This is a genomic window from Alkalibacterium pelagium (assembly GCF_900109325.1).
GTDB lineage: Bacteria > Bacillota > Bacilli > Lactobacillales > Carnobacteriaceae_A > Alkalibacterium > Alkalibacterium pelagium.
Genome location: NZ_FNZU01000005.1, coordinates 100,628 through 115,282, shown reverse-complemented (window position 1 = coordinate 115,282; position 14,655 = coordinate 100,628). Strand labels below are relative to the sequence as shown.

Below are 14,655 nucleotides of genomic sequence, written 5' to 3'. Positions count from 1 at the left end.
CAAATGAAGGTTTTAACACTGAATACTCATGCGTGGATGGAAGACGACCCTTATGAAAAGCTGGATGCTCTAGCTGAGCAGCTTGCAGAATCAGAATATGATGTTATTGCTCTTCAGGAGGTCAATCAGACGATCGATGCCAAGGGAATAAAAGATGACACCTTCATTGCTCCTGAAGAAAAAGTACGTGCTGTTCCAATAAAAGAAGATAATTTTGCCCGGCTGCTGATCAAGAAACTGAAGCGTCTTGGTCTGACTTACTACTGGAGCTGGGCAGCCAATCATGTCGGATATGACTTGTATGACGAAGGGGTCGCCATTCTCTCCAAAGTCCCGTTCAAAGCAGAAAGTCAGCTGGTCTCTGAATCAGAGGACTATGCCAGTCACTACACACGTAAAGTGCTGAAAGCCTCCTTTGATCATCAGGATAGACAATGGGCGGTTCTGTCCGCTCATTATTCCTGGTGGACTGACGGGAACGGCAGACATCTGTTTGAGCATGAATGGTCACAGACGCTGGACATGATCCGTCCTGAAGAAAGAAAAACGGCCATCGTCATGGGAGATTTCAATAATGACCCTTCAGTTCAGAATGAGGGCTATGCACTGGTCAGACGCTCGGCCCCTTTCCTGAATGATGCTTTTGAAACAGCGGACGTGAAGATAGGTGAAGCAACCGTTGAGAAGGAAATAGATGGTTGGGAAGATCACTCGGATCTCAAGCGGATCGATTATATTTTTGCCGGAAAAGGCTTTGACGTGGACCAGTATAAAGTGACCTTCGACGGAAAAAATGGACCGGTCGTCAGTGATCATTTCGGAGTAGAAGCTCTAGTAAGGTTAAAACTTACTTAAAGTTAGAGAAAACAAGTGACAAGACAATGAAAACATGCTATATTAAGCACTGGATTGATTTAACATCCAGTGCTTTTGCATGCTAATAATGTATTAAACACAGAGATGATTTGATTGAAAAGGGGATTTATTTATGAAAAAGAAATTATTATATACCGGTATTCTATCTGTGAGTGGATTCCTTCTGGCTTGTGGACCAGCTGATAACGGAGACGATGCCGAAACAGATACAGCAGAAGATACAGCGCAAGAAGATCTTGGGGAAGATACAGCGGAAGACACCTCATGGGCTGATATCGAAGAAGAAGGCGTATTGACAGTCGGAACATCAGGCACATATGCCCCAATCACATTTTTTGATGAAAACAATGAACTGACTGGTTTTGAAGTTGAGCTGGTTAGAGAAATCGGCGAAAGACTGGATCTTGAAGTTGAATTCGAAACGATGGATTTTGACGGGATTCTTCCTTCACTGAGAAATGGCCAGATTGATGTGGCAGCACACGACTTTGCCATCACTGAAGAACGCCTTGAAATTTTCGATTTTGTTGATCCACATAAATTCTCATACGGATCAGTTATCGTCAGACAGGAAGACGCAGACCGTTTCGACTCTGCTTATGACCTGGAAGGTGTCGATGTTGCAGTTGGGTCACTGACTAGTAACTATGCTATCTTCGCTGACAACATTGGAGCAAACGGTACGGCATACGACGGTGGAGTTGAAGCGATTCTTAGAGATGTCATCAACGGCAACCAGGATGCGTATCTGAATGATTACCTGGTTCTGCTTAACACCTTGAACGAATTCGGTGACGACGAACTGACGATTGCTGAAGATGTGAAATTCCACGCAACTGAAAGTGCGATGGCCGTCCTGCAAGGTAACACGACCTTAAGAGATCGTCTGAGCGAAACCCTTCAGGAACTGATGGATGACGGAACTGTTTCAGAATTGTCTATGGAATTCTTAGGCGCTGATGTAACTGAACCAGTTGATGAATCTGAAGTTGTCGGACTTGACGGAGAATAATGACTGGAAAAACATGCAGGAGGAAGAGTCTTCCTGTATGTTTTCTTTTTGAATAACGAGACTATTTATGAAAGGATCTAGCCATGTTTGAGACATTTAGAAACATCCGCTGGGAGTATCTGTTCGACCTGGAACTGGCTCTCGATTCTCTGCCGTTTCTGCTGCAGGGACTTCAGAATACGATGATTATTTCCCTCTTCAGTATGGTATTTGCCCTGCTGCTCGGGATTGTCATCGGGATAGCCCGTATGTCGAAATACGCGGTCCTGCATCTGCCGGCCCGTTTGTATATTTCCTTCATGAGAGGGACACCACTACTTGTTTTTGTATTCATTCTTTATTACGGTCTGCCTGTCATCGGCATCGAGTTCAATAATGCTCTGGTAGCCGCTATTGTCGGGGTCAGTCTGAACTTTGCCGCCTACAATGCTGAAGTGGTCCGTTCTGCCATACTTTCCGTTCCAAGGGGACAGTGGGAAGCGGCCGCAACGCTTCAGATGGATTACTTCCAGACACTGAGAAAGATCATCATACCTCAGGCTACACGTATCGCTCTTCCACCGACATTCAATATTTTTATGGACGTCGTCAAAGGGACATCACTGGCCTCTGTTATTACGGTCCAGGAACTACTGTACAGTGCACGACTAGTTGCTGGTCGAACCTATGACAGTATGACCATGTACATTTCTGCTGCCCTGATCTACTGGATGGTCTGTATCGTAATCGGCTATTTCCAGGATCGTCTGGAAGTCAGATACAACCGTTACCTATCTAAATAAGGAGGCAAACGCATGATTACAGTAAAGAATCTCAAGAAAACATTTGACGATACTCCAGTTCTGGAATCAATTAACCTTGAAGTGAAAAAGGGAGAAGTGGTCTGCCTGGTCGGCGCATCCGGATCAGGGAAAACAACCTTGCTTCGCTGCCTGAATCTGCTGGAAACACCAGATGAAGGATCGATCAGAATAGGTGATAAAGAAGTATCTTTCGGTGAAGACAAACTGTCCAAGAAAGACATCAAGGACATCCGCCGCTATTCAGGGATGGTCTTCCAGGGCTTCCACCTTTTCCCGCATATGACTTTGCTGGAAAATATTACTCAAGCACCTCTAACTGCCAAGCAGCAGGATAAAGAGACGATCATGAAAGAAGCGAGTGTGCTGCTTGAAAAAGTTGGACTGTCCGAACATCAGGACAAGTTCCCAGATGCCTTGTCCGGTGGTCAGCAACAGAGAGCAGCGATCGCCCGTGCACTGATGATGCACCCGGAAGTCATGCTCTTCGATGAACCAACATCTGCATTGGACCCTCAGCTGGTCAGAGAAGTTCTCAAAGTTATCGAAAGTCTGGCAAAAGAAGGCCAGACGATGGTCATCGTGACACACGAGATGAACTTTGCCCGACGTATAGCGGACAAAGCCTTCTTCATGGATGAAGGCTATATCCTTGAGTCAGGTCCGGCCGAACAAGTCCTGACTGATCCAAAAGAAGACCGGACAAGAGAATTTCTTGCCTTACTTGAAGATGAATAAGAAGAACTGATTCAAATCAGCACCGCCTAACTGAGGTTATCTTCAGTCGGGCGGTATTTTTGTAGAAAAAACCTTCACTATTGTGTTTGCCCTGGAACTCAGATGGAAAAACAGTTTGAGTACAGGTGCAATAGAGATAGCGTGGAAACTCGGTCGGGAAAACAGTTTGAGTAGAGGCGCAATCTGAATAGCGCCGGAACTCAGATGGAAAAACAGTTTGAGTACAGGTACAGTCGGTTAGCTACTCCATTAGCAATCAGAAAAAAACTAATAGTGAGCATACAATGCTTATGAAAGGCTTTTCTTTGTTAATATAGCAGTGATTTGATATTCTGGACATGTAGAAAATAAATGAAGGGAGCTTTATATAATGAAAATCAATGCTGCTGTTACATCCGGAGAAGGAAAGCCATTCGAGATAAAGGATATCGAGCTGCAGGAACCGAAAGCCAATGAGGTATTGATTCGAGTCGTTGCATCAGGCGTCTGTCATACGGATATGGTCGCAAGAGACACAGGCATCACACCGAAACCGGCTGTTCTTGGTCATGAAGGATCGGGAATTATTGAAAAGGTTGGGACCGGAGTAGAAAACTTTGAAGAAGGTGATCATGTTGTCATGAGCTATGTGCATTGTGGCAACTGTGAGCAGTGTCTGTCAGGTTATCCGGCGACTTGTGAGTTCCTTACACCGATGAACTTTGGCGGGAAAGCTCAGGACGGGACCCATCGTCACTATGAGGGAGATGACGAGCTGTCCATGTTCTTCGGGCAGTCTTCCTTTGCGACATACGCGATCGCTCATGAACAGAACATTGTAAAAGTGCCTAAAGATGTTGACCTGTCAATTCTTGGTCCACTTGGATGTGGCATCCAGACAGGCGCCGGGACCGTCCTGAACAACCTTAAACCTGAATTCGGTACCAGCATTGTCATCTTCGGTGCTGGCGGAGTCGGACTGAGTGCAGTCATGGCGGCTAAGATAGTGAACTGCGAGCATATTATCGCCGTCGATTTACATGATAGTCGACTTGAGACGGCTAAAGAACTCGGTGCTACCCATGTGATCAATGGGAACAAGTCAGAAGATGTGGTTGAGAAAATAAAAGAGATCACTGGTGGAGGATCCCACTATGCAATAGATACGACAGGGGTATCTCCAGTGGTTAAACAGGCGCTGCAAGGGCTGCGTCCGAGAGGTGAACTTGCAATCATAGGTGTTGGATCAGATTTTGAAATGAATCTGATGGAAGACCTTATGGCTGAAGGTAAAATGATCAAAGGTGTGATTGAAGGAGATGCGGTGCCGAAAGTATTCATTCCTAAACTGATCAGGTACTATCAGCAAGGGCTCTTCCCATTTGACAAACTGATCAAACACTATGACTTTGACGATATCAACCAGGCGTTCGAGGATTCAGAAAGCGGAGAAACGATTAAGCCTGTTCTTAAAATCGGTAAAGAATGATCCGTTGAATAAAGAAGGCGATCACAGGGCGCGTGCAATTCAAGAAACTTAGATAAACTGAAAAAAGAAGCTCCATCCTGGGAATCAACTCGCAGGATGGAGCTTCTCTGTATGATTATTACTTCAGATCAGGCCAGTAGCCTTTGTTTGCTTCGATCAGATCGTCCAGCAACTGTTTAGCGACTTCAGCACTTGGAACGATTTTCGACAAGCTCAGAGCCTGCCACAGTTTCTGGTAACTGCCTTCGATATAGGCTTCAACGACCAGCTTTTCAGCAGTCACTTGCTGAAGCATCAGTGCGCGGTTGAATGCAGGGATTTTACCTTGAGCCAGTGGTTCCGGTCCGTCACTACCGACGATACAAGGCACTTCGACCATAGCATCATCATCAAAGTTGGCAATCGCTCCGTTGTTTTCAACAATTAGAAGCATACGCTCTTTAGCATTAAACGCAATGGCACGGGCCAGATCCACAATGAATGATGCGTGGCTGTCGATGTGGAAGCCACCGTCAACTGCTGTACCTTTTTCAATGATATTGCGAGCAGCTGTAAATACCTGTTTCTCACGTCCGGCCATGACCTCATTGGCACGAGTGAATTCTGGATTGGAGCTCGCTACTTCATAGTCAGGATAGAAATAATACTTCAGATAAGTGTTCGGCAGATAGTTCGGTTCGATCGCCAGTAAGTCCTTGGCTTTTTTGTGAGTGGCCTGCCAGCTTTCGTCCATGTGCTGTGTATCCACTTCGACTTGGGTCAGGTAGCCGTTTTCTGCCACATATTCTTTGATTTCGTCAATGTATTCATATCCTGTAGCCTTGTCTTTGACGCTGGTCCACCATCCAAAGTGGTTCAGGCCGAAGTAGCTGACTTCCAGCTTGTCTGGAGTGGTTCCAACAATTTGTGACATTCTACGCAGTGTTCCGACAGGCATATCGCAGATGTTCAGAACTTTTGAATCCGGACGTAAAACGCGTGTCGCTTCAGCAACGATTGCTGCAGGATTGGAATAGTTGAGCATCCAGGCATCTGGAGAATACTTTTCCATATAGTCGATAATTTCAAGCATGCCAGTGATGCTTCGCATACCATAAGCAATTCCGCCAGGTCCGCACGTTTCCTGACCGACAACACCGTATTTTAATGGAATCTTTTCATCCTGTTCGCGCATCTCGTACTTTCCGACACGGATATGAGCCATGACGAAATCGACATCTGTAAAGGCTTCTTCCGGATCAGTGGTGTAAGAGAATTTGAGGTCAGGTGCCTGCTCCTTTAGAAGAATTTCCAGTGCTTCACCCAGAATCCCTTGTCTGTCTCCATCATTATCGTACAGCTTCAGTTCTCTCATTGGGAAACGGTCACTGTTTTCAAGCATCATCATAACGATACCTGGTGTGAATGTGCTTCCGCCTCCTGCAATTACTACTGAAAAATCCTTCTTCATTTAAATCTTCCCCTTTTAATTAATTGTTCTTACATTGAGTTATTCTTCTGAATTCCTGCCGAGATACTGTTCAACAGATTTCCTGATCTTGTTCACTTGCAGACCATATACGACCTGTACATTCTTATCTTTAATCATCACTCCGCTTGCACCTGTCTGATCTTTCAATATAGCCTGATCGACCATTGAAGGATCGGCAAGAGTGAGTCTCAGTCTGGAATAGCAGTTTGTGATGGTTTGAATGTTGCCGTCGCCACCCAGTGCCTGTACGATTGTCCCAGCCATATCGTTTTGAGAAGCGTCAGCTGTAACAGTCGCACCCGGAACCACGTCACCAGCTTTTTTCGCCTGATAGTCTTTCTTCGAATACAGTCGGGTTTCGCTTGAGCTGTCTTCACGTCCGATCGTCTTGAAATTGAACTTGGTGATCAGGAAACGGAAGATTGCATAGTATAGACCAAAGTAGATGAGTCCGACTAGAATGTACATTGGCCAGCCTGTTCGCTCAATGCCCAGAGGCACATTGTACAGCAGGAAGTCGATGAATCCATTAGGACCGATCGCCCGGACATTTAACAGATTCAATGTGACCATGCTCAATCCACTTAATACAGAATGGATAACGAACAGAAGCGGTGCAATAAACATGAATGAAAATTCGATTGGTTCAGTTACACCTGCAATAAATGATGTAACTACAGCAGGAATCAGAATCGCTTTTGCTTTCGCTTTATGTTCAGGCTTGGCTGTGTGGTACATAGCTAGACAGGCACCGATCAGACCGAACATTTTAGAAATTCCACGCGCATCCCAGATGACACTTTCAGATAAGACGCTGATTGAAGGATCAGCCATTTCTGCGAAGTAAATGTTGCGGGCACCTTCGAATACTTCTCCTCCTACTTCAGCTACACCGCCAAGAGATGTATAAAGGAACGGTGTGTAGACTAGGTGGTGCAGGCCTGTCGGAATTAGCAGGCGCTCAAGTGTCCCATACAGGAACAGTCCGAAGTTACCAGCCTGATTGATAAAGACCCCGGTTGAGTCGATAGCTGACTGAATGATTGGCCAAATGAAGCTCATCATAATTGCTGAGAGAACGACGATTGGAATAAGTACGATGAAAACAAATCGTGATCCACCATAAATCTGGAAGGCATTGTCAAATTCGATTTCAGCATATTTGTTATGAACATAAGCAGTGATGACACCCAGAATGATTCCCAGGAAAACGCCCATGTCCAGAACCTGAACACCCATGACCATGGTCTGTCCGGATCCTCTCAAGGCTTCCGGATCGACCAGCAATCCGTTCAGGGACAGGAAGTTGTTCATTGCATGAATGAAAACTAGAAAGCCAAGAAGGGCAGTGAAGCCGGCTTCTGCCTTTTTCTTATCAGCAAGACCGACAGCGATACCGACACAGAATATCAGACCCAAGTTGGTCAGTATTGAAACAAGTGACCCTGACAGGATCGTACCGAACCCGGTCGTGATCGGATTGTCCAGAAATGGAACGGTTTCAATTAACCGCGCATTTGTAAATAAATTTCCGAAAGCGATAAGAATACCGGCAATCGGTAGAATAAGTACAGGAATAAACATGGCCTTGGCAAAGCGCTGCATGTTATTCATCAGTTTGTCTTTCATTGATGTAATCCTCCAATTTCTTTTTTTATCATAATAATGATGTCGATATAGTGAGTATAACGTGAAAGCGGTTGAAAAGTTAGGGGGCTGTAAACGTTTGAAACGTGTTCCGCCAAAGCGAAACACGTTTCGTCAAATGTATTCAGCTGGAAAAGCGGTCAAGGTAGCGTTCAACAATCAGTTCGAATGAAAAGAGAACGCCTGGAAAGAAGACATTGGGCAGGAGATTCTGATCATCCAGCTTGTGTGAATCACTGATCTGAATGGACAGATCAGCCAGCTCAGCTATACGGTTGCTGCTGTCCTGGGTATAAGACACCGTGTAGATTCCAGCTTCAGATGCTGTTTTCAGTTTCTGATAGACCTGGTCTGTTTCACCGGACTTGGACACGACCAGCATGACGCCGATATCATCCAGATTATTCTCGAAGACACCAACAGAGTCCGATCCGCTGGACATGATGACTTTCTTCCCTAAAACGAGCAGTTTCTTATAAAGGTACTCGGCTATGATTTTTGAGAAACCAGTCGCATAGATGAAGATATACTTCTGCTTGTTCATGAGGACCTGATCGATAAAGGCATCCATGGTCTCCAGCGAACAGTCCTTCACTAATGATGAGAGGGGACGATTCAAAAAGCGGCTTTCCGTATGATTCTCCCCGTGTTCCGCCTGCTTGATCAGAGGCAGAAGAGAATAGTACATATCTGTAAAACCCGTAAAGCCCAGCTTCTTGGATAAGCGGATAACAGAAGCAGGAGAGGTGTAGGTTTCTCTGGCGACTGCTCGAACCCCCATATCCTGAATGTCTGTAATGTGTTCGACGATATAGGTAAGAATATCGGTTTCCAGGCTTGTCAACGTTTTGCCTGCGGTTAACTTGCTTAAGTCGATCAACATGTGACCTTCTTTCTAAAATGGTTTGAATAATGAGAATTAAAGTCGTTTATACTGGATAGCTTCACGTACATTCTTGAGTGATTCTGCGCCTTTCTCATCGAGAGCCATCATCAGATTGACGAAGAGAGCATCTAAGATACTTAGTTGGGCGATTCGTGATGCAAGAGCTTCTGATCTGTAATCTGTTTCTTCTGATAAAGTATACAAAGGAATATCAACGGCTTGACTGAATGGCGACTGAGTATAGCCTGTGATTCCTATCGTCTTGACCTTGTTTTTCTTAACGGTCTTTAAGATGTCCTGGATATCCTTGGAATTTCCGGTATGAGAAATCAGGATAGCTACATCATTTTCTTTCAGCTGTGAAGCGGACATCAGCTGCATATGGGAATCGATCTGGGTGCTGACTGGGAGACCAGTCCGGATAAATTTATGGTACCCATCCTGAGCGATAATGTTTGATCCTCCGAAGCCGAAAAACTCTATTTTCCCGGCATTAAGGATGGTATCCACTGCTTTCGAAAAATCTGCGTCATCAATGACTTTTAATGTGTCTTCCAGAGTTTTAATATTGAAGTGGAATGTTTTTTCAAGAATCGTTTTTTTATCGTCCTCTTCACTGACCATGTCATGAATATCCCCGAGTGTTGAGGATGTTTCTGCAGCCAGAGAGATTTTCATATCCTGAAACCCTTTGTATCCCAGCCTTTTACAGAAGCGGAAGACTGTGGAGTCTGCAATATTCAGTTCCTCGGCAATCTGAGTGATCGTTCCATGAATGATAGTATCGGGTTGGCTGGCAATATAATCAGCCATCAGCTGCTCTTTTTCACTCATAGTAGAGTAAAGCAGTCGGATACGCATCGTTAAAGGTTTATTATTTAATGATTTATCCATCGGGAAGTCACCTCTTTCTTTCTCATCATCTAGTATAAAGAAAAAAAGAGTAAAAAGAAATATTTTTCGTGAAACGCTTGCAAAGAATAATTTTCTTTCGTATACTCTATTTATGGAAAATAATTTTTTGGAGGAGTTTTTATGAAACTGGGCATTTGCGGACTGGGAAAAATGGGTCTGAATTTAGTAGATAACTTATTAGGTAATGGTCATGAAGTAGTCGCTTACGATATCGATGCGACACTAGTTGAAGCAGCAGACAAACTTGGGGCAGAAGGGGTTCATTCTTTAGAAGACCTGACACAAGCCTTTTCGGATAGAAAACTGATCTGGATGATGGTTCCTGCAGGAGACATTACGGAACAGCTGATCACTGACCTGACACCGTATCTGACGGAAAACGATATTCTGATGGACGGCGGGAATGCCTTTTACAAAGATTCAATCAGACGAGCTCAGACACTTGAAGAAAAAGGCGTACATTACGTCGATATTGGTACAAGTGGTGGAATGGAAGGCGCAAGAAACGGAGCCTGCACGATGGTCGGAGGCAAGCGGGAAGTCGTTATGGAGATCGAGAAACTATTCAGTGATATTTCGGTTGAAAACGGGTACCTTTACACAGGTGAATCAGGCAGCGGTCATTTCCTGAAAATGGTACACAATGGTGTGGAATACGGCATGATGCAGGCTATCGGAGAAGGATTCGACATCCTGGAGAAAAGTCCTTTCGACTTTGACCATGAGGCTGTTGCCCGCGTCTGGAACAACGGATCGGTCATTCGTTCATGGCTGATGGAGCTGATGCAGGACGCCTTTTCTGATGATCCTAAACTGGATGATATCAGAGGAGTCGTTCACGCATCAGGCGAAGGCAAATGGACAGTAGAAACTGCTATGGAACTTGAAACGGCTGCACCAGTCATTGCGTTGTCACTGATGATGAGAAACCGTTCTCTGGAAGCAGATACCTTCAGTGGAAAAGTCGTCGCGTCACTTAGAAACCAGTTTGGCGGACACGCAGTTGAGAAACACTAACAGACGGACTAAATAAGATAAGACAACACAGACGAGGAGAGAGAATATGTCCAATACAGTATTGATATTAGTTGCTCTGGCAGGAATATTCGGGTTGTTATACCTAGTTATTAGAGCGAAGCTGCATGCCTTTGTCACCATATTGCTGGTCAGTTTACTGGTCGGTATCGGAACAGGCATGCCACTGGAAAATGTACTTGAGTCGATTGAAAGAGGGATGGGAGGCACGCTTGGATTCGTCGCAATAGTCGTCGGTCTGGGCGCCATGTTTGGTAAAATGCTCGAGATATCCGGTGGAGTCGAACGTCTGGCGAGTACATTGCTGGATAAGTTTGGCGAAGACAAAGCACAGTGGGCATTCGGGATTGCTGGATTTCTGGTCGCCATTCCTGTTTTCTTCGATGTAGGATTCATCATTCTTGTTCCAATCGTATATGGACTTCAGAAAAAAACCGGTCGCTCCCTGTTGTATTACGGGATCCCATTACTGGCCGGACTGGCTGTTACTCATGCATACATACCTCCTACACCCGGACCGATCGCAGTAGCTGATCTGGTTGGTGCGGATTTAGGCTGGGTTATTCTATTTGGTGTCATCGCAGGGATTCCATCCATGATCGCTGCCGGACCACTTTTCGGGAAGTTTATTGCAGGAAAAATTGATGTCGGTATACCGGAATACATGAACTTTGATGATAAGGAATGGGATAAGGAACTGCCGAGTTTTGGGCTGATTGCATCAATCATTCTTATTCCGTTGGCACTGATTTTGACGAATACATTATCAACCGTTCTTTTTGCAGAAGGAAGCACAATCAGAAACATTACAACCTTTATAGGTAATCCGATTGTGGCCCTGATTTTTGCAACGCTGATCACGTTCAGAGTCTTAGGAACGAAAAGAGGGTACTCTCGTAAAGAGGTTCAGGATATTGCTACTAAAGCTCTGGAACCTGTCGGAATAATTATCTTAGTAACTGGTGCCGGTGGTGTCTTCAAAGAAATTCTGATCGATTCAGGAGTTGCAGATATTTTGGGTGAACAGATGGCGGCTTCACCATTGCCACCGATTTTACTGGCCTTTCTGATTGCAGCAGTAGTTCGAATTGCACAGGGATCTGCGACTGTTTCTATGGTCACTGCTGCTGGACTGATGTCTCCGATTCTACCCGTTATGGGAATCGAAGGGCCCGGATTGGCTCTGATCGTTATCGCGATTGCCGGCGGAGCAACTGCCTTTTCACACGTCAATGATTCAGGCTTCTGGCTTGTCTCCCGCTACTTTGGATTGGATGAAAAAGATACATTGAAAACGTGGACAGTGATGGAAACAATTATCGGGCTTGTCGGATTAGTCATGGCAATGCTCATCGGATTGTTTATAATATAAGAGAGTACTAGACGAATAGGAACCTATCAGTCTAAATGAAAGGATTTCGTATATGAGTAATTATTCCATCGGTGTGGACATCGGGACGACGAGTACTAAGGCCGTCCTTTTTTCAGAAAAAGGAGAGAATCTCCATCAGGCAACGATTGAGTATCCTCTCTACACACCGGAACCGAAAGTTGCCGAACAGGATCCGGATGAAATTTTCGATGCGGTCCTCCTGTCCCTTCAGTCAGTCATGGAAACGTCCCAAGCAGCCCAGTCAGAAATTAAAGTCATCGGGTTCAGCGCGGCTATGCACAGTCTGATTGCTGTAGACAGTGAGGGAAAGCCGCTGACACAGGTCATTACCTGGGCAGATCAGCGCAGCGAACCTTACGCAAGGCAGCTTAAAGAAACAAATGGGCAGAGCATCTATGAAAAGACTGGGACGCCGATTCATCCCATGTCCCCCTTGTGCAAACTGATCTGGATGAAAGAGGAAAAGCCTGACATATTTCAGTCAGCTGCCCGGTTTATTGGAATAAAGGAATATGTCTTCCATAAACTTTTTGGCACGTATGCTGTCGATTATTCGATCGCATCGGCTACAGGTCTGTTCAATATGAAGGCTCTGGACTGGGATCAAGAAGCCATTGAAACGGCTGGAGTTACGCCTGACCGACTGTCACCGATCGTTCCGACAACAGAAATCTTCAAAGGCATGCAGCTAGTGTATGCAGCTAAGATGGGCATCAGTCCAGATACACCGGTTGTCATTGGCGCAAATGACGGCTGCCTGGCTAATCTTGGCGTCAATGCGATCGATAAAGGCGTGGTGGCTGTAACGATCGGGACGAGTGGGGCGATCCGTACGGTTACTGATAAACCTGTTTCGGATCCTAAAGGCCGGATTTTCTGTTACGCCCTGACGGACAAGCACTGGGTGATCGGTGGACCTGTGAACAACGGCGGAATGATCTTGAGATGGCTTAGAAACGAACTCTGTCTTGAAGAAGTGTCTCAAGCAGAAGCCGACGGGCGGGATGCCTATGATGTCATCACAGAAAAGATTGCGGAAGTTCAGGCTGGATCCAACGGGCTGATTTTCCATCCGTACTTATCTGGCGAACGGGCGCCTTCCTGGAATGCCAACGCTCGCGGCTCCTTTTACGGACTGGCACTGCATCATCAGAAAAAACACATGATGCGTGCGGTACTGGAAGGCATCAATATGAATCTTTATATGGTTCTGCTGGCTCTTGAAGAAGTGATCGGCGTACCGGAACGGATCCATGCCACTGGAGGATTTGCGAATTCTGATGTGTGGCGCCAGATGCTGGCAGATATTTTCAATCAGGAAGTCCATGTCCCGATGACGGTAGAAAGTGCCTGTCTGGGAGCAGCGGTCCTTGGCCGTTTCGCTATAGGAGATATCGATGATTTAAGTGAAGTCGGTAATATGGTCAATACGGGGAAAGTGAATCCGCCTCAACCTGAAGAAGTGGCTATTTATGAAGAGTTGATGCCGATTTATATCCGCTTGAGCCGTCTTTTCGAAGAAGAATATGATGCTATCACTGCATTTCAGGAGAAGTATAAATAACTGAAAATAGTCAGCACCCGACCGTCCTTTTTTAGTCAGACGGTCGGGTGTATTATTTTTATAAAGTGTGACTGAGCGTCAGATAATGAATTATACTGAGCAGGAGGAGACATTTAAATTTATTGAGTTGTTTTAGTATACTGTAGATAGGTGATTAGAGAGTGGAGAGAGGAGGAAGGGAATCACGTTCAAAAAGGACGGATATCCCGCCAAGATGCTTGAGAAAAAAGAATATGCCAATGGACAGAAGGTATATGAACTGGAAGATAATGTTCTGACTTATTTTTATGAAGACGCTACAGTCAAAGCCAAAGGGCCTTTTGTTGAGGATAAGATGGAAGGAGAGTGGGTTTTTTACCGCAAAACCGGAGATTTGTGGCAAGTCGGTCATTTTAAAGACAATCAGAAACACGGAAGATGGCTCCGTTACAGCAGAGACGGAGAAGTGGAGTATGACGAACATTTTGAAAATGGAAAGCTGCTGAAGAAGAAGTAAGCACGGCATGCTTGCTGGTTATCATAGAAGAGTTGGAAAGCCTATCAGGTATTCCCAACTCTTCTTTTTTTGCTTTAAGAGCTAGGGGTAGGGCTGAGGAGAGACTAACTGAATAGGCCGAATAGCACGAGTGTGTTCTAAGACGCATCTTGCGACCAACTGTGGAGAAAAGAACAGGCGAGCTGGTTCTAAGACGCATCTTGCGACCAACTGTGGAGAAAAGAACAGGCGAGCTGGTTCTAAGACGCATCTAGCGACCAACTGGGGAGAAAAGAACCATCGAGTGTGTTCCAAGATGCATCTTACGACAAACTCAAGAAGGAAGGAACCACCAAGCTGGTTCCAAAACGCATC

Annotated in this window: 13 protein-coding genes; 9 read left to right on the top strand and 4 right to left on the bottom strand. The window is 45.3% G+C overall.

Annotated elements, in window-relative coordinates; translation table 11 throughout:
- Positions 1-3 precede the first annotated feature (3 nt).
- The 5 genes from BMX79_RS05635 to BMX79_RS05615 all read left to right on the top strand — a co-directional run bounded on the left by BMX79_RS05635 (position 4) and on the right by BMX79_RS05615 (position 4,894).
- Complete coding sequence (locus tag BMX79_RS05635) at positions 4-855, top strand: endonuclease/exonuclease/phosphatase family protein (RefSeq protein ID WP_091480146.1); 852 nt, start codon at positions 4-6, stop codon at positions 853-855.
- Between the two features lie 133 nt (positions 856-988).
- On the top strand, positions 989-1,888 hold the full coding sequence (locus tag BMX79_RS05630; RefSeq protein ID WP_091480144.1) for a transporter substrate-binding domain-containing protein: 900 nt from the start codon (positions 989-991) through the stop codon (positions 1,886-1,888).
- A gap of 83 nt (positions 1,889-1,971) precedes the next feature.
- On the top strand, positions 1,972-2,670 hold the full coding sequence (locus BMX79_RS05625) for an amino acid ABC transporter permease (RefSeq protein WP_091480141.1): 699 nt from the start codon (positions 1,972-1,974) through the stop codon (positions 2,668-2,670).
- Positions 2,671-2,682: 12 nt separating this feature from the next.
- Positions 2,683-3,426 carry an amino acid ABC transporter ATP-binding protein gene (locus tag BMX79_RS05620; RefSeq protein WP_091480136.1) on the top strand — a complete coding sequence of 248 codons (744 nt, stop codon included), beginning with the start codon at positions 2,683-2,685 and terminating at the stop codon, positions 3,424-3,426.
- 370 nt (positions 3,427-3,796) lie between these two features.
- Positions 3,797-4,894, top strand: a complete 1,098-nt coding sequence (locus tag BMX79_RS05615) for an NAD(P)-dependent alcohol dehydrogenase (protein WP_091480134.1) — start codon at positions 3,797-3,799, stop codon at positions 4,892-4,894.
- Between the two features lie 118 nt (positions 4,895-5,012).
- Here the strand turns inward: BMX79_RS05615 and BMX79_RS05610 are convergent, their stop codons facing one another.
- From BMX79_RS05610 to BMX79_RS05595, 4 genes are all read right to left on the bottom strand, one after another.
- On the bottom strand, positions 5,013-6,344 hold the full coding sequence (locus BMX79_RS05610; protein WP_091480132.1) for a 6-phospho-alpha-glucosidase: 1,332 nt from the start codon (positions 6,342-6,344) through the stop codon (positions 5,013-5,015).
- Between the two features lie 39 nt (positions 6,345-6,383).
- A complete protein-coding gene (locus tag BMX79_RS05605; RefSeq protein WP_091480129.1) occupies positions 6,384-7,994 on the bottom strand; it encodes a PTS transporter subunit EIIC in 1,611 nt (536 codons plus the stop codon).
- 142 nt (positions 7,995-8,136) lie between these two features.
- On the bottom strand, positions 8,137-8,892 hold the full coding sequence (locus tag BMX79_RS05600; RefSeq protein WP_091480317.1) for a MurR/RpiR family transcriptional regulator: 756 nt from the start codon (positions 8,890-8,892) through the stop codon (positions 8,137-8,139).
- A gap of 39 nt (positions 8,893-8,931) precedes the next feature.
- The gene (locus tag BMX79_RS05595) at positions 8,932-9,792 is read right to left on the bottom strand and encodes a MurR/RpiR family transcriptional regulator (protein WP_091480126.1); all 861 of its coding nucleotides are present in this window, start codon (positions 9,790-9,792) and stop codon (positions 8,932-8,934) included.
- 141 nt (positions 9,793-9,933) lie between these two features.
- Here BMX79_RS05595 and gnd point away from each other — a divergent pair, with 141 nt between their 5' ends.
- From gnd to BMX79_RS05575, 4 genes are all read left to right on the top strand, one after another.
- A complete protein-coding gene (gene gnd, locus BMX79_RS05590; RefSeq protein WP_091480123.1) occupies positions 9,934-10,830 on the top strand; it encodes a phosphogluconate dehydrogenase (NAD(+)-dependent, decarboxylating) in 897 nt (298 codons plus the stop codon).
- Between the two features lie 46 nt (positions 10,831-10,876).
- Positions 10,877-12,220 carry a GntT/GntP/DsdX family permease gene (locus tag BMX79_RS05585; RefSeq protein ID WP_091480121.1) on the top strand — a complete coding sequence of 448 codons (1,344 nt, stop codon included), beginning with the start codon at positions 10,877-10,879 and terminating at the stop codon, positions 12,218-12,220.
- Between the two features lie 52 nt (positions 12,221-12,272).
- The gene (gene gntK / locus BMX79_RS05580; RefSeq protein ID WP_091480118.1) at positions 12,273-13,805 is read left to right on the top strand and encodes a gluconokinase; all 1,533 of its coding nucleotides are present in this window, start codon (positions 12,273-12,275) and stop codon (positions 13,803-13,805) included.
- A gap of 214 nt (positions 13,806-14,019) precedes the next feature.
- Positions 14,020-14,301, top strand: a complete 282-nt coding sequence (locus BMX79_RS05575; protein ID WP_091480115.1) for a toxin-antitoxin system YwqK family antitoxin — start codon at positions 14,020-14,022, stop codon at positions 14,299-14,301.
- Positions 14,302-14,655 lie beyond the last annotated feature (354 nt).

What these genes read in the sequence shown, in the direction of transcription:
- BMX79_RS05575 (WP_091480115.1), top strand. Translation starts at nt 14,020, where the DNA reads ATGCTTGAGAAAAAAGAATATGCCAATGGACAGAAGGTATATGAACTG.
- BMX79_RS05585 (WP_091480121.1), top strand. Translation starts at nt 10,877, where the DNA reads ATGTCCAATACAGTATTGATATTAGTTGCTCTGGCAGGAATATTCGGG.
- BMX79_RS05595 (WP_091480126.1), bottom strand. Translation starts at nt 9,792, where the DNA reads ATGGATAAATCATTAAATAATAAACCTTTAACGATGCGTATCCGACTG.
- BMX79_RS05630 (WP_091480144.1), top strand. Translation starts at nt 989, where the DNA reads ATGAAAAAGAAATTATTATATACCGGTATTCTATCTGTGAGTGGATTC.
- BMX79_RS05605 (WP_091480129.1), bottom strand. Translation starts at nt 7,994, where the DNA reads ATGAAAGACAAACTGATGAATAACATGCAGCGCTTTGCCAAGGCCATG.
- BMX79_RS05625 (WP_091480141.1), top strand. Translation starts at nt 1,972, where the DNA reads ATGTTTGAGACATTTAGAAACATCCGCTGGGAGTATCTGTTCGACCTG.
- BMX79_RS05635 (WP_091480146.1), top strand. Translation starts at nt 4, where the DNA reads ATGAAGGTTTTAACACTGAATACTCATGCGTGGATGGAAGACGACCCT.
- gnd (WP_091480123.1), top strand. Translation starts at nt 9,934, where the DNA reads ATGAAACTGGGCATTTGCGGACTGGGAAAAATGGGTCTGAATTTAGTA.
- BMX79_RS05620 (WP_091480136.1), top strand. Translation starts at nt 2,683, where the DNA reads ATGATTACAGTAAAGAATCTCAAGAAAACATTTGACGATACTCCAGTT.
- gntK (WP_091480118.1), top strand. Translation starts at nt 12,273, where the DNA reads ATGAGTAATTATTCCATCGGTGTGGACATCGGGACGACGAGTACTAAG.
- BMX79_RS05615 (WP_091480134.1), top strand. Translation starts at nt 3,797, where the DNA reads ATGAAAATCAATGCTGCTGTTACATCCGGAGAAGGAAAGCCATTCGAG.
- BMX79_RS05610 (WP_091480132.1), bottom strand. Translation starts at nt 6,344, where the DNA reads ATGAAGAAGGATTTTTCAGTAGTAATTGCAGGAGGCGGAAGCACATTC.